The organism is Micromonospora sp. NPDC049049, from assembly GCF_040649115.1.
Taxonomy (GTDB): domain Bacteria; phylum Actinomycetota; class Actinomycetes; order Mycobacteriales; family Micromonosporaceae; genus Micromonospora.
Map to the genome: position 1 here is coordinate 38,749 of NZ_JBEZEX010000033.1, position 22,974 is coordinate 61,722.

General features: G+C 69.7%; 26 protein-coding genes. 14 read left to right on the forward strand and 12 right to left on the reverse strand.

The window, feature by feature from the left end; translation table 11 throughout:
* Positions 1 to 75: 75 nt before the first annotated feature.
* Positions 76 to 462, forward strand: coding sequence for an AtzH-like domain-containing protein (locus AB0B68_RS26840; RefSeq protein ID WP_357197284.1), 387 nt, complete (start codon positions 76 to 78; stop codon positions 460 to 462).
* 61 nt (positions 463 to 523) lie between these two features.
* On the opposite strand, the gene AB0B68_RS26845 is transcribed toward AB0B68_RS26840, so the two are convergent.
* The 9 genes from AB0B68_RS26845 to AB0B68_RS26885 form a co-directional block, all read right to left on the reverse strand.
* On the reverse strand, positions 524 to 1,861 hold the full coding sequence (locus AB0B68_RS26845) for an RICIN domain-containing protein (RefSeq protein ID WP_357197287.1): 1,338 nt from the start codon (positions 1,859 to 1,861) through the stop codon (positions 524 to 526).
* A 68-nt stretch (positions 1,862 to 1,929) separates the two neighbouring features.
* The gene (locus AB0B68_RS26850) at positions 1,930 to 3,291 is read right to left on the reverse strand and encodes a ricin-type beta-trefoil lectin domain protein (protein WP_357197290.1); all 1,362 of its coding nucleotides are present in this window, start codon (positions 3,289 to 3,291) and stop codon (positions 1,930 to 1,932) included.
* 276 nt (positions 3,292 to 3,567) lie between these two features.
* Complete coding sequence (locus AB0B68_RS26855) at positions 3,568 to 4,098, reverse strand: DM13 domain-containing protein (protein WP_357197357.1); 531 nt, start codon at positions 4,096 to 4,098, stop codon at positions 3,568 to 3,570.
* Between the two features lie 132 nt (positions 4,099 to 4,230).
* Positions 4,231 to 5,070 (reverse strand): S-methyl-5'-thioadenosine phosphorylase, encoded by an 840-nt coding sequence (locus AB0B68_RS26860; protein WP_357197293.1) that lies wholly within the window; start codon positions 5,068 to 5,070, stop codon positions 4,231 to 4,233.
* A 44-nt stretch (positions 5,071 to 5,114) separates the two neighbouring features.
* On the reverse strand, positions 5,115 to 5,540 hold the full coding sequence (locus AB0B68_RS26865; RefSeq protein ID WP_357197296.1) for a hypothetical protein: 426 nt from the start codon (positions 5,538 to 5,540) through the stop codon (positions 5,115 to 5,117).
* Positions 5,537 to 6,685, reverse strand: coding sequence for a molybdopterin-dependent oxidoreductase (locus tag AB0B68_RS26870; RefSeq protein WP_357197299.1), 1,149 nt, complete (start codon positions 6,683 to 6,685; stop codon positions 5,537 to 5,539). Before AB0B68_RS26870 ends, AB0B68_RS26865 begins: the two co-directional genes overlap by 4 nt.
* Positions 6,686 to 6,699: 14 nt before the next feature.
* Positions 6,700 to 7,287 carry a class I SAM-dependent methyltransferase gene (locus AB0B68_RS26875; protein WP_357263582.1) on the reverse strand — a complete coding sequence of 196 codons (588 nt, stop codon included), beginning with the start codon at positions 7,285 to 7,287 and terminating at the stop codon, positions 6,700 to 6,702.
* Between the two features lie 122 nt (positions 7,288 to 7,409).
* Positions 7,410 to 8,090, reverse strand: coding sequence for a DUF2064 domain-containing protein (locus AB0B68_RS26880; RefSeq protein WP_357263564.1), 681 nt, complete (start codon positions 8,088 to 8,090; stop codon positions 7,410 to 7,412).
* Positions 8,087 to 8,758, reverse strand: coding sequence for a glycosyltransferase family 2 protein (locus AB0B68_RS26885; protein WP_357197305.1), 672 nt, complete (start codon positions 8,756 to 8,758; stop codon positions 8,087 to 8,089). Before AB0B68_RS26885 ends, AB0B68_RS26880 begins: the two co-directional genes overlap by 4 nt.
* Positions 8,759 to 8,905: 147 nt before the next feature.
* On the opposite strand from AB0B68_RS26885, the gene AB0B68_RS26890 reads away from it, so the two are divergent.
* A complete protein-coding gene (locus AB0B68_RS26890) occupies positions 8,906 to 10,270 on the forward strand; it encodes a hypothetical protein (RefSeq protein ID WP_357263567.1) in 1,365 nt (454 codons plus the stop codon).
* Here the strand turns inward: AB0B68_RS26890 and AB0B68_RS26895 are convergent.
* Positions 10,242 to 11,321 (reverse strand): NAD-dependent epimerase/dehydratase family protein, encoded by a 1,080-nt coding sequence (locus tag AB0B68_RS26895; RefSeq protein ID WP_357263570.1) that lies wholly within the window; start codon positions 11,319 to 11,321, stop codon positions 10,242 to 10,244. The genes AB0B68_RS26890 and AB0B68_RS26895 overlap by 29 nt on opposite strands.
* Positions 11,322 to 11,480: 159 nt before the next feature.
* Between AB0B68_RS26895 and AB0B68_RS26900 the strand changes: the two genes are divergently transcribed.
* From AB0B68_RS26900 to AB0B68_RS26935, 8 genes are all read left to right on the forward strand, one after another.
* Positions 11,481 to 12,176, forward strand: coding sequence for a response regulator transcription factor (locus AB0B68_RS26900; RefSeq protein ID WP_357197314.1), 696 nt, complete (start codon positions 11,481 to 11,483; stop codon positions 12,174 to 12,176).
* Positions 12,169 to 13,185, forward strand: coding sequence for an ATP-binding protein (locus AB0B68_RS26905; protein ID WP_357197317.1), 1,017 nt, complete (start codon positions 12,169 to 12,171; stop codon positions 13,183 to 13,185). Before AB0B68_RS26900 ends, AB0B68_RS26905 begins: the two co-directional genes overlap by 8 nt.
* 148 nt (positions 13,186 to 13,333) lie before the next feature.
* Complete coding sequence (locus AB0B68_RS26910; RefSeq protein ID WP_357197320.1) at positions 13,334 to 13,753, forward strand: YbaB/EbfC family nucleoid-associated protein; 420 nt, start codon at positions 13,334 to 13,336, stop codon at positions 13,751 to 13,753.
* Complete coding sequence (locus tag AB0B68_RS26915; RefSeq protein WP_357197324.1) at positions 13,750 to 14,073, forward strand: hypothetical protein; 324 nt, start codon at positions 13,750 to 13,752, stop codon at positions 14,071 to 14,073. Before AB0B68_RS26910 ends, AB0B68_RS26915 begins: the two co-directional genes overlap by 4 nt.
* A 4-nt stretch (positions 14,074 to 14,077) precedes the next feature.
* Positions 14,078 to 14,572: a hypothetical protein gene (locus AB0B68_RS26920; protein WP_355006354.1), complete on the forward strand. Its 495-nt coding sequence runs from the start codon at positions 14,078 to 14,080 to the stop codon at positions 14,570 to 14,572.
* Positions 14,565 to 15,095, forward strand: a complete 531-nt coding sequence (locus AB0B68_RS26925) for an endonuclease (protein ID WP_357263573.1) — start codon at positions 14,565 to 14,567, stop codon at positions 15,093 to 15,095. Before AB0B68_RS26920 ends, AB0B68_RS26925 begins: the two co-directional genes overlap by 8 nt.
* A complete protein-coding gene (locus AB0B68_RS26930; protein WP_357197330.1) occupies positions 15,092 to 15,634 on the forward strand; it encodes an SUKH-4 family immunity protein in 543 nt (180 codons plus the stop codon). The genes AB0B68_RS26925 and AB0B68_RS26930 overlap by 4 nt, the downstream gene beginning before the upstream one ends.
* Positions 15,631 to 16,170, forward strand: coding sequence for an SUKH-4 family immunity protein (locus tag AB0B68_RS26935; RefSeq protein WP_357197333.1), 540 nt, complete (start codon positions 15,631 to 15,633; stop codon positions 16,168 to 16,170). Before AB0B68_RS26930 ends, AB0B68_RS26935 begins: the two co-directional genes overlap by 4 nt.
* A 47-nt stretch (positions 16,171 to 16,217) precedes the next feature.
* Here AB0B68_RS26935 and AB0B68_RS26940 read toward each other — a convergent pair whose 3' ends face one another.
* Positions 16,218 to 16,820, reverse strand: coding sequence for a GNAT family protein (locus AB0B68_RS26940; RefSeq protein WP_357197336.1), 603 nt, complete (start codon positions 16,818 to 16,820; stop codon positions 16,218 to 16,220).
* A 92-nt stretch (positions 16,821 to 16,912) separates the two neighbouring features.
* On the reverse strand, positions 16,913 to 17,443 hold the full coding sequence (locus AB0B68_RS26945; protein WP_357197339.1) for a GNAT family N-acetyltransferase: 531 nt from the start codon (positions 17,441 to 17,443) through the stop codon (positions 16,913 to 16,915).
* A gap of 197 nt (positions 17,444 to 17,640) precedes the next feature.
* Between AB0B68_RS26945 and AB0B68_RS26950 the strand changes: the two genes are divergently transcribed.
* The 4 genes from AB0B68_RS26950 (at position 17,641) to AB0B68_RS26965 (ending at position 22,899) form a co-directional block, all read left to right on the forward strand.
* Positions 17,641 to 18,225 (forward strand): NADAR family protein, encoded by a 585-nt coding sequence (locus AB0B68_RS26950; RefSeq protein ID WP_357197342.1) that lies wholly within the window; start codon positions 17,641 to 17,643, stop codon positions 18,223 to 18,225.
* Between the two features lie 316 nt (positions 18,226 to 18,541).
* Positions 18,542 to 19,918, forward strand: coding sequence for a family 43 glycosylhydrolase (locus AB0B68_RS26955; protein ID WP_357197345.1), 1,377 nt, complete (start codon positions 18,542 to 18,544; stop codon positions 19,916 to 19,918).
* A 36-nt stretch (positions 19,919 to 19,954) separates the two neighbouring features.
* Positions 19,955 to 21,394, forward strand: coding sequence for a glycoside hydrolase family 43 protein (locus tag AB0B68_RS26960; protein ID WP_357263576.1), 1,440 nt, complete (start codon positions 19,955 to 19,957; stop codon positions 21,392 to 21,394).
* 29 nt (positions 21,395 to 21,423) lie between these two features.
* Complete coding sequence (locus AB0B68_RS26965) at positions 21,424 to 22,899, forward strand: RICIN domain-containing protein (protein ID WP_357197351.1); 1,476 nt, start codon at positions 21,424 to 21,426, stop codon at positions 22,897 to 22,899.
* Positions 22,900 to 22,974 lie beyond the last annotated feature (75 nt).

The following is a 22,974-nucleotide window of genomic DNA, read 5'->3' on the forward strand; positions in this document are numbered from 1 at the left end:
GGCCCGGTCGGGGGCGTCACGGCTCCCGACCGGCCCGGTAAGTTCCTGACCGAACGGATCGAAGGGACGTACCGCATGGAGATCGACCGGACGGACGTGGCCGCCGAGGTGGCGGCGGCCTTCACCGCCTACGAACAGGCGCTGGCAGTTGGCGACGCCGACCTGATCTGCGGGTACTTCTGGGACTCCGAGCGGACCGTACGGTTCGGCCTCGCCGACCATCAGTACGGGCTGGACGAGCAGCGCAAGTGGCGCGCGGCGCAGCCACCGTTGCCGGCCGGTCGCCGGCTGGTCGACCCGATCATCACCACGTTCGGCCCGGACCTGGCGGTCGTGACAACCCGGTTCGGGTACGACGGCACCGCCACGACCGGGCGGCAGACCCAGACCTGGGTACGCCTGCCCGTCGGCTGGCGGATCGTCACCGCGCACGTCTCCGTCTCGGCCCCGGCCACCGACTGACGGAGTACGCGCCGCCCGGGACAGGACCCGGGCGGCGCGTACTCCGACGTGGCGCGCGGTACTAGTTGCGCCTGCTCCACTGCTGGTTGGCGCCGCCGTGGCAGGCCCAGAGGTGAAGTTGCGTCCCGTTGGCCGTGCCGGATGCGACGGCGTCGAGGCACAGCCCCGACTGGGCGCCGGTGATGGTGCCGTTGGAGTTCAGGTTCCACTGTTGGTTGGCCTGGCCGTTGCAGTCCCAGATGATGACCGCGGTGCCGTTGCTGCTGCCCGCTCCGCTGGCGTCCAGGCACTTGTTGCCGTACACGGTCAGCGTGCGGTTGGCGGTGTAGGTCCAACGCTGGTTGGTGCCACCGTGACAGTCCCACAGCTGCGGACGAGCACCGTTCGTCGTGCTCGAGTTGGGAATGTCGATGCACCGGTTGGCCGGGCTGCTGGCGATCAGCACGTTCTGCTGGCCGGCCGGTGGGGTCGACGGCGGGGGAGTGGTGGGCGGCACTGTGGACCCGAACTGGGCGAAGAAGTTCCAGACCTCCTGCTTGACCCAGCTCCGCGCGCCGCTCTCACAGCCGGCGCAACCGTCCACCGGGCCCTGCTGGTGGCCGCCGTCGAAGGCGGCCCAGAGCACCGGGTATCCGGCCTGGCAGGAGTACGCGGTGGTGATGTGGGTCAGGCTGCCAGCCCTCGGCTCGGGCGGGCTCTGTGCGGCGCATCCGTTGTTGCGGACGAACCTGTCGCGCAGCGACCGCCCGCTGGGGATGTTGTCGTTGATGCCGTGGATCCCCAGGTACGCGACCGGGCCGGTGCCGCCGCTGCATCCGCTGATCGCCCCCGGGGCCGCGATTGCCGCGACCGCACGGAACACCGTCGGTCGGGAACACGCCAACGAGTAGCTCATCGCGCCGCCGTAGCTGAACCCGACCGAGAAGCGTTGTGTGGTGTCGACGCAGAGAGCGTTGTCGATCATGCGGATCATGTCGTCGGTGAAGGTGACGTCTTCACCGTTGGAGTTGCCCCAGCCGTTGTTGAGGCCCTGCGGGGCGACGAAGATGGTGCTGTTGTTCGCCTGCGACTGCATGCCGTAGTAGGCCCACGCCGCACCGTCGCTTCCGCCCGACGCGACCTGACTGGCGGTGCCGCCCAGCCAGTGGAACCCGAAGGCCAGCCGGTGGGCGTAGGTGTTGTTGTAGCTGTCCGGCAGTCGAAGGATGAAACTACGGCTCTTCCCACCGCTCTGGATGGTGTGGGTGCCGCTGTTCAACCCGGGCGCCTTGCCGCAGCCGGCAGTGGTGGCCGCCGCCGCCGGTGCGACGGTCGTGACAACGTACATTCCGACGGCGATCAGAACCATGACCGCCATGGCTGCCCCCAGCCAGGGGCCGGAGAGTTTGCGAAGCGGCACGGTTGCGCCTCCCTGCGGGTCGTTGAACATCCGTTGGACCGGTCCCCTCTGCGGGAACCTCGTCGGGCTCAACTCCGGCTCCAGCGTTGGTTGGCCGCGCCGGTGCAGTCGGAGATCTGCACGCGCGTGCCGTTGGCCGTGCCGTTGCCGACCAGGTTCAGGCAGCGACCCGAACCAACTCCGGTGATCGAGCCGTCGGCGTTGAACCGCCACTTCTGGTTGGACTGGCCGTTGCAGTCCCAAATGATCACCGAGCTGCCGTTCGCGGTGCTGGCGCCGTTGACGTCGAGGCACTTGCCGCCAAAGACGCGCAGCTCCTGGGCGGCTGTCGAGGTCCAGCTCTGGTTGCTCTGACCGTGGCAGTCCCAGATGATCGCCGCCGCGCCATTGGTTTGCGAGGCGCCGTTGACGTCGAGGCACCGTCCGGAGGACGTGCTGCGCAGGGCCGACGTGTCGCTCGGCGGCGGGGTGGTCGGCGGCGGGGTGGTCGGCGGCGACGTGGGATCGGTGCCACCGAACTGGGTGAAGAACCTCCACACCTCGCCCTTGGTCCAGGTCCTGGCGCCGCTGTCTCCGCCGCCGTCCACCGGGCCGGGGGTGTGCCCGCCGTCGAAGGCTGCCCAGACCACCGGATAGCCGGACCGGCAGCCGGAGTAGGTGGTGGTGATGTGGGTCAGACTGCCCGCCCTCGGTTCGGGTGGGCTCTGGGCGGTGCACCCGTTGTTCCTGACGAACGTGTCACGCAGGGACCGTCCGGCGGAGATGTTGAGCACCGAGTCCCCGATGCCGTGGATTCCCATGTACGCGACCGGCTGGGTGCCGCCGCTGCACCCGCTGAGCTGCCCACCGGAGTAGACCGCGACAGCGCGGAAGACACCCGGCCGGGAACAGGCCAGCGAGTAGCTCATGCCCCCGCCGTAGCTGAAACCGAGCGCGAAGCGCTGGGTGGTCTCGACACACAGATCGGCCTCGATCAGGCTGATCATGTTGTCGACGAAGGTGACGTCCTGGCCGCCGGGGTTGGCCCAGCCGTTCCCGTTGCCCTGGGGTGCGACGAAGATCGTGCTGTTGTTCGCCTGCTGCCGCAGCCCGTAGTAGGACCAGGCCGCCCCGTCGGACCCGCCGCCGTCGACGTCGTTCGCGGTGCCGCCGTTCCAGTGGAACCCGAAGATCAACCGGTAGGGGTGGTTCCTGTCGTAGTTGTCGGGGATCCTCAGGATGAAGCTGCGGTTCTGGCCGTTGCTCTGAATGGACCGCTGGCCGCTGGTCAACGCGGGCGCCTTGCCGCACCCGGCGGTCGCTGCGGCCGCTCCGATGTCCGCGGCCGACGCGGTGGTGCTCAGACCACCGGCCAGTGCCCCTGCGCTCACGGTCACGACGACGGCCGCCGCCGTCGCGAGCAATCCAAGGATGGGTCTACGTCTTGTCATGAAGGGGCTCCCGCCATTCGGCACGAACTGGTTGAAAGGGGTCCACGGCCGACCGGCTCATCGACGCAGGTGTCTGCCGCTGGTCTCGCCGCCCGCGCGGGACCAGTCGGCAATCGGTTCGACAGTGGTCACCTCGTGCGCCCAAACATCACGAGACCGTTCGACCGACGGTGCCGTAGCACCTGGCTCGGCGTCGAATCGATTCGTTCCGACGCTAGATCGCGCAGTGAAAGATGTCAATGCCGTGTCCGGCAGGTTGCGGGCCGGCCCTGTCGGTCAGGCGCTCGTGAGATCGGCCGCGCCGAAGGAGACCGCGAACCGCTTGCACCAGATGGAGACGCTCCGGAAGTCACCTGGATCCACCGACGCCGGTAGCTCGTACACCTGGTTGCCCTTGTTTCCCTTGAGCTTGGCCAGCTCGACCCATTCGCCGTCGTCGAACACCCGCCAGCCGGCCGTGCCCCGGATGACCGGTTGGTCGGTCAGCCACACCCGCAGGTCCGGGCCGTTCGACGTGTCCAAATTGCGGATGACCAGCTGGTGGCGCCCGTCGGCGAGCCGGTGGATCTCGGCACTGCCGGTCGTCCGGTGCTCATGGGTGACGAACTCGCCGGCGGTCAGGATCTCGTTCGCCGCCGGCCTGGCTGCCGACGCCGCAGGGGTTGGGGTGGCTGCCGACGCCGCCGGGGCCGGGCTCGCGGACACCGGGGTCGGGGTGACAGATGTCGTCGCGACGCGGGGAACGGCCTCGTCGACGTAGGTGTCGGTGAAGAGCTTCCACGGCTGGAACCAGTACAGGGCCAGCATCGACACGACGACAGCGCAGGCGAGACCGGCTCGGACCACCGGCGACCGGAACATCCGTTCTCCCATCACCGCAGCGTACGGCCGCAGCCGCCGTCGAACTGTTCGCGAACCATTTCGGAACTCTTACGACGGTCACTTCTGCGTATCTGCCAGCGCCTGTCCGCACCGGCAGGCGCCCTGGTCCTCCGGCAACGTCTGCACCGCGTCGCCGAGCAGGAGGCGCAGGCGCTCGATGTTCCGGGCGAAGACCGTGAACACCTCCTGCTGAGTCACGCCCTGACCGACCTCCACGCCCGAGTCGAGGTCGGTCACCAGGGACAGCGCGGTGTAACACAGTGCCAGTTCGCGGGCCAACACCGCTTCCGGGTGACCGGTCATGCCGACGACCGACCAGCCCTGCCGGCCGTACCACAGCGATTCGGCGCGGGTGGAGAACCGGGGCCCCTCGATGACGACCATCGTTCCACCGTCGACCGGCTGCCAACCAGCGGTTCGGGCGGCGTCGAGGACGGTGGCTCGTCCGACCGGGCAGTAGGGGTCGGCGAAGGGAACGTGAACGACCGGGGAGGGCTTCCCGTCCGCGCGCGGCTGTCCGTCGTAGTAGGTCTGCTCCCGGCCGCTGGTCCGGTCGACCAGTTGGTCCGGTACGACGAGGGTCCCCGGGCCCAGATCCGGTCGCAGGCCGCCCACGGCGCCCGGTGCGAGCACCTGGCGGACGCCGAGTGCGCGCAGCGCCCACAGGTTGGCCCGGTAGTTGATGCGGTGTGGGGGGAGGGTGTGCCGGCGTCCGTGGCGTGGCAGGAACACCACCGGCCGCTCGGCGACACTCCCGACGGACAGCGTGTCGCTCGGCGGCCCGTACGGTGTGTCGACGGTGACCTCGGCGACGTCGTCGAGGAACTCGTAGAACCCGGATCCGCCGATCACGCCGATCGGCGGGCGACCGGTCGTGCTGAGGTCTCCTGCTGACATGTGTACCCCTCCTGGACGAACAGTGAAGAACGGCTGGGGCCGACTCAGCGACGCTCGGCTCGTCGGCCCGCGACACGTCTGTCGACAGTGGTGGCGACGACCAGGACGACCACGATCGCGGCCCAGAGCACAGCCAGCCCGACAGCGAGCCCCAGCGGGTAGTCGCGGTCCGGTAGGCCCGGGTTCGGCGGCGCCGAGGGTGGCCGCCACAGCAGGGGCACAGCGATCAGCAGCAACGTGGCGCTGGCCAGCAGACCCGCGGCGATCCAGGCCAGGCGCAACCGGTTCCTCACCAGTCGGCCCAGCGCCAGTCCGACCAGCCCGACCAGCGGCGCCACCAGGACGTCGTGCAGCACCGGGCCGCCGATCAGCCACGGCAGGGCGCTGCCGAGCTGGGGGAGGAGCAACCAACCGCCGTACGCGGTGGCCGCGGCACCGACCACGAAAAGGAGCAGCCGGACGGTTCTCACCGCAACACCTCCAGCTTTGCCACCCACTTGGTCTGCAGGACGCCCGGCCGGCTCGGCGCGATGAGTCGGCAGGGGTAGCCGTGGTCGGGAGACAGTTGCTCGCCGTTGATCCGCAGAGCGAGCAGGGTCAGCGGGTCGCGGGCATGGGCCGCAGGGAGTGTGCTGGCCGCGTACAGACCGTCGGTTTCCAGTGAGCTGACCCGAACCGGTCGGCCGGTCGGTGCGCCGGCCCAGCGCAGCAACTCGACGACGGGCACGCCGGTCCAGTGGGCCGACGCGCTCCAGCCCTCGACACAGGCGATCGGCAGTTCCGCCGTCAGTTGCGGCAGGGCCGCCAGGTCGGCCAGGGACAGGCTGCCCCGCCCGCCCGGCCAGACGACCTCCAGTCGCCAGTCCGGGGGAACGGCGATGTGCGCGGCAGCCGCCGTACGGTTGATCGGTACGCCCTGCGGCCCGGACGCGGAACGCCAGGCCAGCGGCGACACCCGACGTAGCCACGGCACGGTGACCCCGGCGGTGGCCAGCACGGCGATGCCGGCGACGCCCGCCGAGGTACGCAGGAACGCCCGTCGCTCGGACGAGTCCCGGTCGTCAGCCTCCGGTGTCGCAGCCCGCACCGCTCTGCTGCGCCGCAGTGGTGTGCGCAGCGCCGCGCGTGCGATCGGGAGCTTCACCGCGACGTGCAGCAGCATCGCGCCCGCCACCAGCCAGGCGACCGCGTAGTGCGCCGTCGGGAAGAAGAATCCCCACGGGTACGACTGGGCGACGTTGAACAGGCCCGTGACCAGTTCGAAGAACGCGGCGCAGACCAGCACCAGGACGGAGATCCGTTCGAGGGTGTGGGCGGTCAACCGGATCGGCTGACGTAGGGGCGGGCGGACGAACAGCCGGGGGTAGACGCTCCACAGCTTGGCCAGCAGCAACGGGATCGCGGCGACACCGGAGAGCACGTGCACGCCCTGGGTGACCCGGTACAGGTTGACCGGCCGGGTCGGCCAGGTGAACCAGCCTGGCGGGTGCTGGATGTAGTGACTCAGCAGCCCGGTGCCGAAACACAGCCCGAACGCCATCCCGAGCCAGAGACCGAGCCGCGCGGCGACCAGCGGTGAGTGCGAGGGCGCTGTGAAGTCCTCGGGTACGGGCACGCGGGGCCGGCGGATCATGAGCGCGCCAACTCGGCGAACCAGCGTGGACCGAACCGGAAACGGTCGACGACCCGCAGGCCGGCAGCGGCGGCGGACCGGGCCACCGCCTCCGACCCGACCCGCGCCCAGCGGAACACCGGTCCGCGCGGCTCCCGATCGCCGGACGACCCGGACACGACGTACGCCTTCCCCTGCCACAGCCCGGCCCCCGGGGGTTCCACCTCGACCACCAGCGTTCCGTCGGCCGCGATCAGGGTGCCGCACCGGCGCAGCAAGCGGACCGGGTCGCCACCGATGCCGATGTTGCCGTCGATGAGCAGGGCGTGCGCCCACCTCCCCTCCCCGGGAAGGGGTTCGAAGACGTCGCGTCGCAGGGCGACCACCCCTCGGTCCTGGGTCAGACGTACCGCCTCGGCGGAGATGTCCACCCCCAGTGCGACGAGGCCGCGGCGAGCGAGCGCCATCGTCACCCGCCCGGGGCCGCAGCCGAGATCGATCGTGGGCCCGGTGCAGCGTGCGGCGACGGACTCGATGGCCGGCTCGGGCGGCCCGTGCCATCGCCGTACCGGCAACAGGTCACGTCGCCCGTCGGTGTGCACCAGCCAGTGGTCGGGTTGGGTAGCAGGCCTCGGGTCGACCGGCGTGCCGTGGGCGTCATGATCGGCGGACCACCCGCCGAGTCTGCCCAGCACCACGGCGAAACCGTCGAGACTGACAGTCGAACTCACCGGGGGTGTCCGCTCAGCAGATGGTCGCCCACCGACGCGACGGCATCCGCGAACCGGGTGCCGGGTAGGTCGGCCGCGACTGCCAACGCCGTCGACCAGTCGTCGACATCCCGCTGCACGGGCAGGATCGCCGGTCGTACGCCGTGCCCGCGCAGCGCGGCGAGGGTGCGGCGCCCGGTGTCGTCGGTCGACATGGGTACCTCGCGTAACGCGCTCGCGTACCTCGAATCGCGTAACCCGAGCGCCCACCAGCCGCCGTCCAGCGCCGGCCCGAACACCGCCTCGTGTTCCGAGAGCAGGTCCAGCGCGGCGCTGAGCAGGGCCGGCCCGATCTGCGGGGTGTCCATGCCGATCTGCAGCACCGGTCGGCCGGGAAACGCCGCAGCGGTGTCGGCGTGGGCGTTCGCGAGGCGGTCGGCGAACGTGTCGCCGCGTTGCGGAAGCAGGTGCCAACCCGCCAACGCGGCGGTCAGCTCCGCGCTGTACTCGGCATCGGCGAACCGACCGGTGTGTGCCAACACGGGAATGGTCGAGGCGGTGGCGCGCACCGCCGCGAGGGTGTCCAACAACGACGCCGCAGCGATCCGGGCCGCCTGGGTGGGATCGGCGGGCGGGCAGAGGCGCGTCTTGGCCTGCCCGGGGACCGGTGCCTTCGCGACCAGGAGCAGGACGTTCACCGGCCACCACCGGCGCGCAGCACTCCGGTGAAGTCCCGGGTCGCCCGCAGCGTGCCCCGGACCGACCCGGAGACCTTCGAACTGGTGCCGGCGGCGCGGGGCGCGTACGCGACGTCCAGTTCGAGGATCCGCCAGCCCGCTCCGGCCGCGCGCAGCAGCAACTCCAGGGGGTAGCCGAACGCGCGGTCGTCGACACCGAGGCCCAGCAGCGCCGCCCGGCGGGCCACCCGGATCGGGCTGATGTCGTGCACCGGCACGCCGCGACGCCGCAGCAGGGCGGCAACCACAGCGTTCCCGGCTCGGGCATGCCATGGCCAGGCATCCGCCGAGACCGGCCGACGCCGCCCGACGGCGAGATCGGCCCGTCCGTCGTGCACCGCCGAGACGAGCCTGGGCAACTCGGCCGGGTCGAACGAGCCGTCCGCGTCGAGCACGCAGACCAGATCCGCCTCCGCGGCCAGCAGGCCGGCGTGCACTGCCGCTCCGTACCCCCGCCGCGGCTCGTGGACGACCCGGGCCCCATGCTCGGCCGCGACGACCGGTGAACCGTCGGTGGAGCCGTTGTCGACCACGATGGCGTGGTAGCCGGGCGGTAGCCCGCCCAGTACGGCAGGCAGTGCGGCCGCCTCGTCCAGACACGGCAGCACCACGTCGATCGTTGTGTGCATACCGGCGACGCTAGGCCCGCCACCGGTCGTCGGGACCGTGGTTCGTCCTTACGAATCGCTTACACGGCAACGGATCTTACGACTCGCTGACGTATCGCCTTCGGGCAGTCGAATGCCTGGTGGGAGGCCGTAAGGTCGGCCGTCACCATGACCATGATGACCCGCCCGGGACGAACCCGGTCCGCCGACCTGATCGTCCTCGGCGTCGAGGTGGCAGTGCTCGCCGTCGCTGTCGCCGTCGGCGCCCTTCTCAACCATCAGGGCGTACGGCTGCACGCCGACGCGGCACCGCTCTACGCGAGTTGGCAGCCCCATCTGGGCCCCGGTACCCCCGCCGCGTTGCTCGTCGCGGCGCTGTTCGTCTGGCGGGGCGTGCGCTGGGCGACCGACACGTCGTGGTCGCGGCTGCTGGCGGTCGGCTATCTCGCCTCGCTGCTCTGGACGCTGTCGCTGGCCCTGGTGGACGGCTGGTCCGCGGGGTTGACCGAGCGGCTCACCGTGCAGGCCGAGTACCTGCACGAGGTGCCCCGGGTGACGGACGTCGGCATCATGCTGTCCGGCTTCGCCGACCGCATTCTCGACTTCCAGCCCGATTCGTGGTCCACCCACGCTGCCGCTCATCCACCGGGGGCGTTGCTGTTCTTCGTCTGGCTGGAGCGGATCGGCCTGGGCGGCGGGACCGCCGCCGGGCTCGCCTGCGTGCTGCTCGGTGCCACGGTGTCGGTGTCGGTTCCGGTGACGCTGCGGGCACTCGGCGTCGAGGACGCGGCGCGGGCGGTGTGGCCGTTCCTGGTGCTCCTGCCGGGGGCGGTCTGGGTGGGCGCGTCCGCGGACGGGATCTTCGCCGCGGTGGTCGCGGCCGGGTTGGCGCTGCTGGCGGTGGGTGGTCGACCAGGTGCCGCACTGGGCGGGTTGCTCCTCGGCTTCGCGCTCTACCTGTCGTACGGGTTCGTCCTGGTCGGGCTGCTCGCGTTGACGGTGGTGCTGCTCCGGGCGCGGGACCGACTCGGAGTGCTCCTGGTCGCGGCGACGGCGGTCGCGGGCGTCGTCGCAGTGTTCACCCTGGCCGGCTTCTGGTGGCTGGACGGCTACCACCTGGTGGCGCGTCGCTACTACCAGGGTTGGGCGGCGGAGCGTCCGTACGGTTACTGGGTCTGGGCGAATCTCGCGGCCCTGCTGCTCTCGGCCGGCCCGGTGGTCGGGCCGGCGCTGCGCCGGGCGGTGGCCGCCGTGTCGATCCACGCACCGCATCCACCGCTCGCCACGACACTCCGGCAGCGGATCGTCAGCGCCGGACCCACCGTGTGGTTGCCCGTCGCGGCGACGGCGGCGGTGCTCGCGGCGGACCTGTCCGGGCTCAGCAAGGCCGAGGTCGAACGGATCTGGCTACCGTTCGCCGTCTGGATGCTGGTCGCCACCGCGCACCTGCCCCACGGTCACCGACGGTGGTGGTTGGCCGCCCAGGCCGCCACGGCTCTCGCCGTCAACCACCTGCTGTGGACCGTGTCGTGACCGATGCCGGATCCCGCATCACCGCGTTGGTGAAGTCGGCGACGCCAGCGGCGAAGCCGACCCGGGCGGTGAAGCCAAGCACCCGGACGGCGCGTGCCGGATCGGCCACGACGTGCCGTACGTCAGCCGCCCGTCCGCCCCCGACCGTGACCGGCGCTGGCCCGCCCATCGCCGACGCCAGCTCGTGGGCCAATTCGCCGACGGTGTGCGGTTCGCCCGAGCAGACGTTGATCGGGGTCAGGGGATCCGGTGCCGGTGTCGTGAGGGCCAGCAGATTGGCCGCGGCCACGTCGGTCACGTGCACGAAGTCGCGCCGTTGCCGGCCGTCCTCCAGCACCCGGGGCGGTCGTCCGGCGGCCAGGGCCGAGCGGAAGATCGACGCGACCCCCGAATACGGGGTGTCGCGGGGCATTCGCGGACCGTAGACGTTGTGATAGCGCAGGGCCCAGACCGATCCGCCGGTCTGCCGGGCCCAGGCATTGGCGAGGTGTTCCTGGGCCAGCTTGGTGGCGGCGTACGTGCTGTGCGGCTCCAGCGGCGCGTCCTCGGGCACGAGACCGGGGGAGAGCGCTTGATCGCACCGAGGGCAGGTCGGCTCGTACCGGCCCTCGGCCAGGTCGACCACCCGGCGGTCGGCAGGCCGGACGATGCCGTGGGTGGGGCAGTGGTAGCGGCCCTCGCCGTAGACCACCATCGAGCTGGCCAGCACCAGTCGGCGCACCCCGGCGGTGTGCATCGCCGCGAGGACTGTGGCCGTGCCGAGGTCGTTGTGCGCGGCGTACCGGGGGGCGTCGGCGGGGTCGAGGCCATGGCCGACCATGGCTGCCTGATGGCAGACCGCGTCGACCCCGGTCAGGAGCCGGGTCAGCAGTTCGTTGTCGCGGACGTCGCCGACCACCAGGTCGTGCCGCTCGGTCCAGGGCGGCGCCGTCGCAGCGTGCGCCTCGGGCAGGAGCGCGTCAACGGCCACCACCTCGTGCCCGTCGTCGCTGAGCAGGTCGGCGATGTGTGAGCCGATGAACCCGGCCGCACCGGTGACAAGGATCCGCATTCCGGTCACCGTATGACCCCACGTACGCCCGGGCGGGTTTCCGCGTCCAGCCGTAAGAACCTCGCAAGGTTTGCTGGTCCGGGCATAGTCTGCCGCGTGGCTAGGCTGGGCCGATGGACATCCGGGGGAGACGTTGACGGGGCGGAACGGGGAAGGCTCGTGACGCAGCGCGTGCTGGTGGTCGACGACGATCAGACCGTGAGCGACGTCATCCGTCGTTACCTTGAGAACGACGGCTTCCAGGTGAGCCTCGCGGCGGACGGTGCGGCGGCACTGGCGGCCGTGGAGCGGCAGGCGCCAGACCTGGTCGTGCTCGACCTGATGCTGCCGTTGATCAGTGGCCTGGAGGTGTGTCGGGCGCTGCGGGTACGGCCGGACGGCGTACCGATCGTCATGCTCACCGCGCGCGGCGACGAAGCCGACCGGATCCTCGGTCTGCAACTCGGCGCGGACGACTACCTGACCAAGCCCTTCTCACCCCGGGAACTGGTGCTGCGGGTCCGTTCGGTGCTTCGTCGCGCCGGCGGTGGGATTCCACCAGAGCGGCCGGAGGCGCTCACCGACGGCAACCTGGTGGTGCACACGGCCTCCCGAACCGCAGGCCTCGCCGGTGCGGATCTGGCCCTGACGTTGCGCGAATTCGACCTGCTCGTCCACCTCATGCGGCATCCCTCCCGGGTCTTCAGCCGGGCCGAACTCCTTGAGCAGGTCTGGGGCTGGAACTTCGGGGACCACTCCACAGTGACAGTGCACGTACGCCGGCTGCGGGAGAAGATCGAGGCCAACCCCGCCGATCCGCAGCGGATCGTGACCGTCTGGGGCGTCGGCTACCGGTACGAGCCAGCCAGTGCGTGACATCGTCCTGATCTTCGCGATCGCCCTCGGCGCGGCACTCGGCATCGGGCTCGCGGGGGCGGTTCTGCTCCGCGCCCTGCGACGCCGCTCGATCACCGTGCACCTCAACGTGCTGCTCACCACCACTGTGGTCGCCGTCGCCGTCGGGGTGATGGCGGTCGCGGAAGCGATGTTCCTCTCCGCGCACGACCTTGAGGTGGTCCTGATCACCGTCGCGGCGGCAGCGGTGGTCAGCCTCGCCGTCGGCGGGCACTTCGGCCGGCGACTGGCCCGCGCCGCGGTCTGGCGCGACCAGGCCCGGGAGCGGGAACGGCAACTGGAGAAGGGCCGGCGCGACCTGGTCGCCTGGGTCTCCCACGACCTGCGGACCCCGCTCGCCGGGCTGAGGGCCATGGCGGAGGCGCTGGAGGACCGGGTGGTTCGTGATCCGGACACTGTCGACGAGTACCACCGACGCATCCGACTGGAGACCGACCGGATGACGCGACTCGTCGACGACCTGTTCGAGCTGTCCCGGATCAACGCGGGAGCGTTGCGGTTGTCGTTGACGGCGGTGCCGCTCGGAGAGGTGGTCTCGGACGCGCTGGCCAGCACCACCCCGTTGGCCGACGCTCGCCGGATCAAGCTGATCGCCAGCGAGTCGGGGTGGCCCACGGTTGCCGCGAGCGAACCGGAGTTGGCCCGGGTCGTGGCCAACCTGCTGCTCAACGCGGTCCGCTACACCCCGGAGGACGGCACCGTACGCATCGAAGCCGGCCGGGAGGACGACCACGCCTGGCTGTCGGTCGCCGACACCTGTGGCGGCATCCCCCCGGCCGACCTTCCCCGCCTGTTCGACATCGCGTTCCGTGGTGAACCGGCCCGTACGCCCGGCCCCGGCGACGGTGGGGCGTCCGGAGGGCTCGGCCTGGCCATCGTCCATGGCCTGGTGGAGGCGCACGGCGGTCGGGTCGAGGTGCGCAACACCCCGGACGGCTGCCAGTTCATGGTCCGCCTGGCGACCGCCTGAGACAACGTTTCGCTCTCCGGTGGCCCACCGCCGCCAGCGCGGTCTCGGTCAGCACGAGCACGTCGGGCGGCACCGCCTCGCGGGACTACACGATTTGCCGGATCTGACTACGCTTTCCACTGTCTTGGAGGCGATCGATGGAGGGCGCATGTCGGTGAATGAGCCGGCGAGCGGGGAGTTCGCTCGCATGCTGGACGCGACGGTCGGCGCGTTGCGCGCCGCCGGCACTGCGCCGGAGGACGAGGAGGCCGCGCGCCTGCGTCGGGTCGGTGAGTCCGCCGAGGGGCAGGTCCGCGCCGAGTTCGGCGCTGATGGCCGGTTGGAGTCGCTGACGCTGGACCCACGGATGATGCGGCTCGGCTCGGCCGAGGTCTGCGACCACGTGATCGAGGCCGTGAACGCGGCAATCGACTCGATGCGCGGCGGCCCAGCCGTGGCCTCCGGCGACCTGTCGCAGCTCACCGAGCAGCTGGAACAGGTTCGTGACACTGCCGTGCCGCGGCTCGGTGCGTTCCTCCAGGCGCTCACCGACGCGCAGGAGCGGATGGCCCGAGGAGGCACCCGGTGAACGGCTTCGAGGTCGATCCGGCGCTGCTGCGGTCCGGCGGCGACGAGGTCATCGGCGCCGCCGAACGCTTCATCGGCCAGCTGGAGAGCTTCGAGGCGCAGATGCAGGGGTACGGCGAGCCGTGGGGCGCCGACGACATCGGCTCGCTCATCGGCATCGCGTACACGGAGGCGTCCACCTGGGTCCTGGACTGCATCGGCGTCGCCGCCGAGGAGATCGGCTCGGCCGGTAGCGACCTGACCAAGATGGCCGACAACTACGAGTCGGTCGAGGAAGCCTCCGTGGGCGCGCTGCGGGACATCCAGGGAATGCTGGGGTGACGGCATGGGGCTCCAACTGCCCGGCGAGCTGATCACGGCACTCAGCTGGATCGGCTACACCTGGCCTGAGGCCGACGAGGAGAAGCTGTTCGAGATGGGCCAGGCCTGGTTGGACTTCTCCGGCACGGTCGCCGAGGCCTCCGGGCAGGCCGGAACGGCTGCGGCGGCGATCTGGTCGCAGCACCAGGGCGAGTCGATGCAGGCGTTCCAGAAGTGGTGGGCCAACCCGGAGAGCGGTCCCGGAACCCTCTCGGACTACTCCCAGGCCGCGATGCTGATCGGCACCGGCCTGATCATCGCGGCTGCGATCGTGCTCGCGCTGAAGATCCAGGTGATCGTGCAGCTGGCGATCCTCGCCTTCGCCGTGGCGCAGGCGATCGCCACAGCCGTCGTCACGTTCGGCGCATCGCTGGCCGAGGTTCCGATCTTCCAGATGATCACGCGGGAGATCGTGGGCCTGTTGATCGACCAGGTGATCCAGGAGCTCCTGGATGCCTAGCAGGGCGCCGAAGAGTTCGAAGAAACGCGGCGGCGCGGCCAAGCCGAAGGTCGGCAAGGGCGTCCGGGCGGCGGTGAAGAAGGCCGCCGCGAAGCCGGTGGTGCGCAACAACAGCCTGCCCGAGGTCACGATCAAGGTGCAGCGCAAGCCGTTCCACGCGCGCGGACAGTTCGACCGCAAGATGAACGCGCTGAAGAAGCTCAGCGACGAGGGCAAGCTGTTCAAGCAGGCGAACCCGGTCGCTCGGGACAAGAAGATCACGGCCGACTACAAGAAGCGCATTCGGCAGAAGATCTTCGACAAGTACTGGCCCCACAACAAGAAGATGGCGAACGCCCTCGCCGCCCGGCTCCGCAAGCAGCAGCCGGACCATGTGTGGGAGCTGCAACTTGGCGGCGCCGACGACGTTAGTAATCTGAAGCTCCTGCACGGTCAGACAAACTGGGATGTCGGCGGGCAAATCTGGCAGCAGATCAAGAACCTGCCCGACGGCACACCGATCCGAATAGAGGTAGTGGATTGAATCCCGAGCTGCGGGAGCTCATCGCGGAGCTGCGTACCGACCTGGAAGCGGACCAGCCGGCGACGCTGGCGTGGGCACAGATCAATGAGGGCGCTCCGGCCGACCAGATTCCCGCCGAGCTGCCGCAGCCGGTCCGGGAGCTGCTGGAGACCGCCAACGGCATCCTGGCCGGCGCGTTCGACCTGCCCGCGGTCGCGGATCTCGACGACATCCAGTACTACCTCGAGCAGATGCCCGAGTTCACCGGCGTCGCCGACGAACCCGCCGAGTGGCTGGTCATCGGCACACTGAGCGACGAGCCGCTGCTGATGCGACGCGACACCGGTGCGGTCTGGTACTTCCCGGCGGAGACCACCGACGAGTGGTTCATGCGTGAGATGTTCCTCGACGTCGCGCCGGACCTCGACTCGTTCCTCGCCTACTACGTCTTCGGCGCCGGTTACGGCGAGATCGGCTTCGACGACGACGAGTGGTGGGGCTTCCTCGACGAGCATGGTCTCACCACGCCCGGTGACGATGACGAGGAGGCGGACGATTGACCGCGACACATGAGGAGCTCACGGCGCTCTGGGGCGCCGATGGGATGATCTACTTCCCGGTCGACCGGTTCGACGACGTCCTCGGCCCGCTGACGCCAGAGGTCTTCCCGCCGTTCGGGGCCATCCCGGTCGACGTGCCGATCCTGTTCACCGTCGACGTCGACGTGTCCGGCATCGAGTTGTTCTCCAAGCTGAAGATCGAGATCGGCGAGGCCAGCCCGCGCATCCACATCGTCCTCGGCAGCTCGCCCGAGGACCCGCAACTGCTCTTCTGCCTCGACGCGCTGACCGGCGCCGTCGTGTTGCTGGACCTGGAGACCCCCAACTTCGAGGCGGTCAACGCGACCTTCGCCGCGTTCGTCGAGTTCCTCTACCGGCTCGGAGGGCTCATCGCCACGGACCCGGGCGGTCGGGCCCGCGCGGCCCGCGCCGCCGCCATCCGCGAGGAACTGATGGGCGTGGACTCGTCCGCGTTCGCCGATCCGAAGTCGTGGTGGAGCCTGGCCTTCGATCAGCTGGAGTCCACCAGCGGCTAGCCTCCTCGCCGCCGCCACGCGGGTCGTCCAACCGTGACGCTGTAGGTTCACCGCGCTCGCGGCACCGGCATGGACGCGGCCGGGTGCTCCGGCGGTGGTCCCTTTCGATGCCGTGCCTCGGCGATGAGGGCGTAGGTGTAGCCGTCGACCCAGCCCAGTTCGGCGTGCCAGGAATCGCCGACGCCGTGCTGTTCACGACGCATGCCGACCTTCTCGAGGATTCGCACCGAGGCGAGGTTGTCCGCGAAGCAACCGGCGGTGATTCTCCGAACGCCCAGCCGGTCGAATGCGTACGCCACCACAGCGGTCACGGCCTCGGTCGCGTACCCGTTTCCGCCGTAGGCCGGATCGAAGATGTAGCCCAGGTGGGCCTCGGTCCGTGGTGGCATGCCGGGTTGACCCATGCCGTCGACGACGTCGAGTGAGACGGTGCCGATCACCACGCCGTCGAGGGTGGCCGCCATGCTGTGGTCGTCGGGGTTCGCGGCCGCGCGTCGCCATGCCGCGCGGAAGGACGCGGGGTCGACCTGCGTGCGGAGTAGCCAGCGTGTGACCTGCGGCAGGTTGCGGTACTCCAGGATCCGGTCGATGTCCTCGTCCCGCACCGGGCGAAGCTCGAGGCGTTCAGTGCGTACTGTGGTGTTCGCCATGAGGCGGGACGCTAGTGGACGCAGCCCGGCGAGACGCCCGAATATCGCTCCGATGGCTCCAGCCCCACCCTCGCTGGCAGAGGGCGCGCGGCTCAGTCGACCCGTTGGGCCAGCACCTGCCCCGGCCAGGATCCAACCAGGAAGGTTTCGGTGGGAGTGAACCCGTGGCGCTCGTAGTACGCCACCAACTCGCCACCGCCGCCCGCCCAGCAGTCGACCCGTAGCAGTCGCACGCCGGCTTGCCGGGTTTCCTCGACGGCGTGCGCCAACAGGGCCGACCCGAGTTTCCGGCCGGCGAATCGTCGGTCGGAGACCAGGAGGCGGACGAACCGCTCCGGTTCTGCCGCAGGCGAGATCGGTACCCGGGGGTCGGGCCCCGAATCCAACACGAGGGCTGCGGCCGGCGTCCCGTCCACCTCCGCGATGTACGGGAGGCTCTCGGTCAGGTACCGGTCGACCTGTTCGACCCTCTCGGGCTTCTCCGAGAACGACGTCGTGCCCCACTGCTCGGTGTTGCCGCGGTCGTTCATCCAGACCACCGCGGAGTCGAGCATGTCCAGCACGGCAGGTGCGTCGGCCGGGCCACCGTGTCTGATGCGTACGCCGCGGATGGTGTCGTCCATGGCCGAATGGTAATCCGAGGACTGGTCGACCCCGGTCTGTCGATGCTTCGTCACCGGGCGGAGGGGAATCGAGTCGCGGCGCTCCGGATGTCCCCGGTGCGCCGCCCACCCGGGCGCGCCGGCCTGGCGGCGCGGAGCCGGTCGTCACGGACGAAAATGCGGGGTACGCGGAGCGTCGGTGCCGCACACTCGCCATCATGCTGGCATCCGTTCGTAGCGTCGGGGATCTGGCCGCTGCGCAGGCGCAGGGTCATCGGGTCAGGTTCCTGTTCTTCTGGGGGCACCAGCCCGAGCGTGACGGAGGTGTCGGATCAGGTTGCCTGAGCCAGTGGTGGCCTAGCCCGTTCACAGTCGACAAGCGGCGATTCGCCACCGCGGAGCATTTCATGATGTGGCGCAAGGCCACCCTGTTCGGCGACCGCGCGATGGCGGAACAGATTCTTGCCGCGCCGCATCCCCATGCCGCCAAGGCGTTGGGAGGACGCGTCGCGGGCTTCGATCAGCAGACCTGGAGCGAACACCGCTTTGCGATCGTGGTGGCCGGCAACCGTGCGAAATTCGACCAGAATCCGGCGCTCCGGGCATTTCTACTGGCTACCGGGCAGAGAGTCCTGGTGGAGGCCAGCCCTCTCGACCGGATCTGGGGTATCGGCCTGAACCGCGACGATCCGGCCGCCGGCGACGCGGCCCGTTGGCGAGGGCTCAACCTGCTCGGCTTCGCGCTCATGCAGGTGCGTGAGGTGCTCGGGGATCACGGCGCTCAGGGTGCGGGTCGAGCGTGACAACCGGCTTCGCCAGGTGCCGGGGGAGCTACGACGATCGATGCCTTGACACTCGTGGATGCGATCGCTAACACTTGTCCGCAACGCGAACTTAACGAACCGAACACATTGTGCCTGTGTCGCGACGCGACCAGAGGCACCGCATGCGGAGACTCCGAACCCGTCGCCAGGGCCTCCCGGCCTTGGCCCGGACACTGCCGGATGTGTTAACGCTAACATAGATGACCTTGCGAGAGGGGCTGGGGCGGTGGTTCCATGGCGCAGGACAGCGGCATCGCTGCCGACAGCATCCGCCGCCCGCCTACGTGCGCTCCTCGTGCTCTCCGCCGTGGCCGCCGCGGCTGTCGTGGTGGTGGCCGACGGGTCGGCGCACGCCGCCACACTGCCGACCGGCGCCGTCTCGCTGGAGGCGGTCAACCAAGCCGGACGGTACGTACGCCACATCGACTACCTCGGACAGCTCGACCCGGTGACCTCCGGCAGCGCCAACCAGACCAAGCTCGACGCCACCTTCACCGTGGTCAACGGCCTGGCGTCGCCGGCCTGCTACTCCTTCCAGACGAAGGCCGGCTTGTTCCTGCGGCACCGCGACTACCGGCTGCGGGTCGACCCGAACACCGGCGACGCGTCATTCCGGGCCGACGCCACCTTCTGCGCTGTGGAGGGCTCGGTCAGCGGTTCGGTGGCGCTCGCCTCGTACAACTACCCGACCCGGCGGATCCGGCACCGCGACTTCGCCCTCTGGCTCGACGCCTACCAGGACACGGCCGCCTTCCGGGCGGACAGCTCCTTCCGCCTCGTCGCGCCGTGGGCGCCCAGGACCACCAAGGGGCCGGTGATCCCGGGCCTCTTCGCCGATCCGCACATCGCCGTGTTCAACGGCCGTTACTACCTGTACCCGACCACCGACGGCTACGCGAGCTGGGTCGGCACCTACTACAAGGCGTTCTCCTCCACCGACCTGGTCACCTGGACCGACCACGGCGTGATCCTCGACCACGGACCGGACGTGTCCTGGGCGGACAATTCGGCCTGGGCGCCGGCGGTGGCCAGCGCCAACGGTCGCTATTACCTGTACTTCAGCGGTGGCGCGGCCAGCGGCAACACCGCCAAACAGCTCGGCGTGGCGGTAGCCGACAGTCCCACCGGGCCGTTCCGTGACGCCCTGGGCCGGCCGCTGATCCGCAGCGACCAGTTCTCCGGCGGGCAGACGATCGACCCCATGGTGTTCACCGACGACGACGGGCGGTCCTACCTGTACTGGGGGCAGGGCGTCGCGCGGGCGGTGCGGTTGAACGCCGACATGGTCTCCTTCGACGCGGCGCAGGCGCGGGTCATCACCCCGTCGGGCTACAACGAGGCGCCGTTCGTGTTCAAGCGCAACGGTCTGTACTACTTCATGTGGTCGGAGAACGACACGCGCAGCGAGGACTACCGGGTCGCCTACGCCACCGGCTCCTCACCCCTCGGGCCGTGGACGAAGCGCGGCGTGGTGCTGCAGAAGCGCCTCGACCTGGGCATCAAGGGCACCGGCCACCACTCCGTGGTCCGGGCTCCCGGCAGTGACACCTGGTACATCGCCTACCACCGGTTCGCTGTCCCAGCCGGCAACGGCACCAACCGTGAGACCGCCATCGACCGGATGGAGTTCAACACCGACGGCACCATCCGTCCCGTCGTACCGGCCCTGTAGCTGACTGGTTAGCCCCTGCGCTAAGGAGAGAGACACATGTCGAGAGTCCTCGCCCGGCTCTGCGCGGTCATGGTCGCCGCTTGTCTGCTGTTCACCACCTGGTCGGCGGCGACACCGAAGGAGGCGGCCGCGCTGGACCCGACCGTCGGCTACCTGATGGCGCACTTCACCGGCGAGTCGTCGACCGACCAGCAGATCTACCTCGCTCACAGCACCGATGGCCTCCGCTGGAACGACCTCAACAACGGTGGGCTGGTGCTGCGGTCCACCGTCGGCACCCGCGGCGTGCGCGACCCCGCCCTGGTCCGCTCACCGAACGGCGACCGGTACTGGATCATCGCCACCGACCTGTGCATCGGCTGCGGCCAGGACTGGTCGGCCGCGATCAACAACGGCAGCCGCAACCTCGTCGTGTGGGAGTCCACCGATCTGGTCAACTGGTCGGCACCCTGGCTGCTGAACGTTGCCGGCGCGATCCCGGACGGACGCAACGCCTGGGCGCCGGAGGCGATCTGGAACCCCGCCACCAATGACTACGTCCTGTACTGGGCGACGAACGTCCCGCTCAACGGGGCGACCAAGCACCGCATCTACTACGCGCGGACGACGAACTTCCGTAGCGTCACCACGCCACAGGTCTACATCGATCGGCCCGGAAACCAGGAGATCATCGACACCCAGATCGTCGAGGTGCCAACCGGCGTCGGCGCCTACCGCTACGTCCGGGCCTCCCGGGACGGCCAGATCGGCATCGAAGGCAGCAACTCCATCCTCGGTACCTGGACGAGCCTCGGAAACCTCTCCGGCATCGGGCTGACCGGAGCGCAGGTCGAGGGCCCGATGTGGATGAAAATGAATGCCCGCAACGAGTGGGTTCTCTACCTCGACCAGTACTCCAGCGGACGCGGCTACCTGCCGGTCCTGACCACCGATCCGTCGAGCCCGGGCAGCTACCGACTGCCAGCGTCCGGCTCGTACTCGATGGGTGGCACCAAGAAACGGCATGGTTCGATCCTCAACCTGACCACGGCCGAACAGAGCCGGGTGCTCGCCCGCTGGCCCGCCACCGCTGTCAACCGGATCCAGTCGTACAACTTCCAGGACCGGTACGTGCGGCACTACGACTACGACGTCCGCATCGACCCGAACGTCAGCCCGGCGCAGGACGGCCAGTGGCGGCTGGTGCCCGGCCTCGTCGGCTCCGGCACCGTCTCCATCCAGTCGGTCAACTACCCGGGCCACTACCTGCGCCACTACGGGTACGACTTCCGACTGGAGGCCAACGACGGCACCGCCACCTTCGCCGCCGACTCCACCTTCCGGCAGGTCGCGGGTCTCGCCAACTCCTCGTGGACCTCGTTTCAGTCCTACAGCCATCCGGACCGCTACGTCCGGCACTACGCCTACCTGCTGCGACTCGACCCGGTCCCCGACGCGCAGAGCCGTGCCGACGCCACCTTCCGCGTGACCAGCTGACGCTGGCCCCTGATCAAGGAGTCTCGACTGTGGCACTACATCGACGGGTGCTCTCCGCCCTGGTGGCCGCGTTGACGGCGATGGTTGGCGTGGTCGCCGTCGCGTCGACGCCGGCCACCGCCGCCACCAACCAGTTCCGCGGCATGAACTGGGCCGTGTTGGGTGACAACTTCAAAACCGTCCCCCTCGTCGTGCAGGGCCTGAGCGCGTCCGACAGCAACGCGACGGTGCGGGCCAAGGCCAACGCCCTGTACGACGACATGGCGTCCACCATGGGGGTCAACACCGTCCGACTGCCCATCAACACCCACACGGTGGGGACGGCCTGGTGGGAGGCGTACCGAGGTGCCATCGACGCGGCCACCGCCCGCGGCTTCAAGGTCATCCTCGCCTACTGGGAGGACGGCGCCGCCTCCGGCGGCAGGATCACGAACCTCGCCGCGTGGAACGCGATGTGGTCCACCGTGACCAACACCTACGGCACGAACACCAACGTCTACTTCGAGCCGATGAACGAGCCGCACGGCTACAGCTCGGCGGAGTGGCGCGACGTCGCCGCGAACTGGCTCACCTACCACTACTCGGCGGTGCCCAGCCGGGTGCTGATCGGCGGCACCGGCTTCAGCCAGGACCTGCGCGACATCTGCAACGACAGCCGCTTCACCTCGACACTGCTGTCCTTCCATTACTACGCCTTCTTCTACGGCGCGATGACCTACGACGCCTTCCGCAGCCACATCCAGGCCCGCCTCGGCAACTGCGCCTCCCGCGCGGTAGCGACCGAGTTCGGCGCGCCCATGAACGACGGCCGCAACTATGCCGACGCGGGCAGCACCGACAACTTCGTGCGCTACATCCGCGCCATGGCCCAGGTCATGCGCGACAACCAGATGGGTGGCACCTACTGGCCCGCCCTCGGTGGCAAGACCGGCACCATCGGCTACGACTGGTACTCGATGTTCGCGCTGAGCGGCAGCGGCACCGACCTCAACCTGACGGTCCGCAACACCTCGGGCGCCGACCGCATCCGGTACGCGTGGGGCGACACCGTCGGCGATGGCCCGACAACGCCCCCACCATCGACGGGAACGTTCTACCGGATCGATGCGCGGCACAGCGGCAAGGCCATGGACGTCCAGCAGCCGAACACCGCCAACGGCGCCCGCGTCGGCCAGTACACGTACGGCGGTGGTGCGTGGCAGCAGTGGCAGTTCCAGGACGCCGGCAGCGGCTACTGGCGCATCGTCAGCCGGCACAGCGGAAAGTGCCTCGACGTGGTGAGCGCGTCGACCGCCGACGGCGCCGAGCTCGTCCAGTACACCTGCGGCACCGGGGCCAACCAGCAGTTCCAGATGGTCACCAACGGCGCCTACTTCCAGCTCCGGGCACGGCACAGCAACAAGTGCGTGGACGTGCCGGCCGCGGCGACCGCGGACGGAGTGGTCATCAAGCAGTATTCGTGCAACTCCGGCACCAACCAGCAGTGGTCCCGCACCGCCGTCTGACGGTCGTCCCGACGTGACGACCGATCAGTGGCGGCCTTCCCGAGCCGAACAACGGCGGGTTGCATGTCGGCAATC

Excerpts from the sequence above, each read along its gene's own strand:
- AB0B68_RS26840 (WP_357197284.1), top strand. The coding sequence starts at position 76 with ATGGAGATCGACCGGACGGACGTGGCCGCCGAGGTGGCGGCGGCCTTC.
- AB0B68_RS26850 (WP_357197290.1), bottom strand. The coding sequence starts at position 3,291 with ATGACAAGACGTAGACCCATCCTTGGATTGCTCGCGACGGCGGCGGCC.
- AB0B68_RS26855 (WP_357197357.1), bottom strand. The coding sequence starts at position 4,098 with ATGCTGGCCCTGTACTGGTTCCAGCCGTGGAAGCTCTTCACCGACACC.
- AB0B68_RS26860 (WP_357197293.1), bottom strand. The coding sequence starts at position 5,070 with ATGTCAGCAGGAGACCTCAGCACGACCGGTCGCCCGCCGATCGGCGTG.
- AB0B68_RS26885 (WP_357197305.1), bottom strand. The coding sequence starts at position 8,758 with ATGCACACAACGATCGACGTGGTGCTGCCGTGTCTGGACGAGGCGGCC.
- AB0B68_RS26890 (WP_357263567.1), top strand. The coding sequence starts at position 8,906 with ATGACCATGATGACCCGCCCGGGACGAACCCGGTCCGCCGACCTGATC.
- AB0B68_RS26895 (WP_357263570.1), bottom strand. The coding sequence starts at position 11,321 with ATGCGGATCCTTGTCACCGGTGCGGCCGGGTTCATCGGCTCACACATC.
- AB0B68_RS26910 (WP_357197320.1), top strand. The coding sequence starts at position 13,334 with ATGTCGGTGAATGAGCCGGCGAGCGGGGAGTTCGCTCGCATGCTGGAC.
- AB0B68_RS26920 (WP_355006354.1), top strand. The coding sequence starts at position 14,078 with ATGGGGCTCCAACTGCCCGGCGAGCTGATCACGGCACTCAGCTGGATC.
- AB0B68_RS26925 (WP_357263573.1), top strand. The coding sequence starts at position 14,565 with ATGCCTAGCAGGGCGCCGAAGAGTTCGAAGAAACGCGGCGGCGCGGCC.
- AB0B68_RS26940 (WP_357197336.1), bottom strand. The coding sequence starts at position 16,820 with ATGGCGAACACCACAGTACGCACTGAACGCCTCGAGCTTCGCCCGGTG.
- AB0B68_RS26945 (WP_357197339.1), bottom strand. The coding sequence starts at position 17,443 with ATGGACGACACCATCCGCGGCGTACGCATCAGACACGGTGGCCCGGCC.
- AB0B68_RS26950 (WP_357197342.1), top strand. The coding sequence starts at position 17,641 with ATGCTGGCATCCGTTCGTAGCGTCGGGGATCTGGCCGCTGCGCAGGCG.
- AB0B68_RS26960 (WP_357263576.1), top strand. The coding sequence starts at position 19,955 with ATGTCGAGAGTCCTCGCCCGGCTCTGCGCGGTCATGGTCGCCGCTTGT.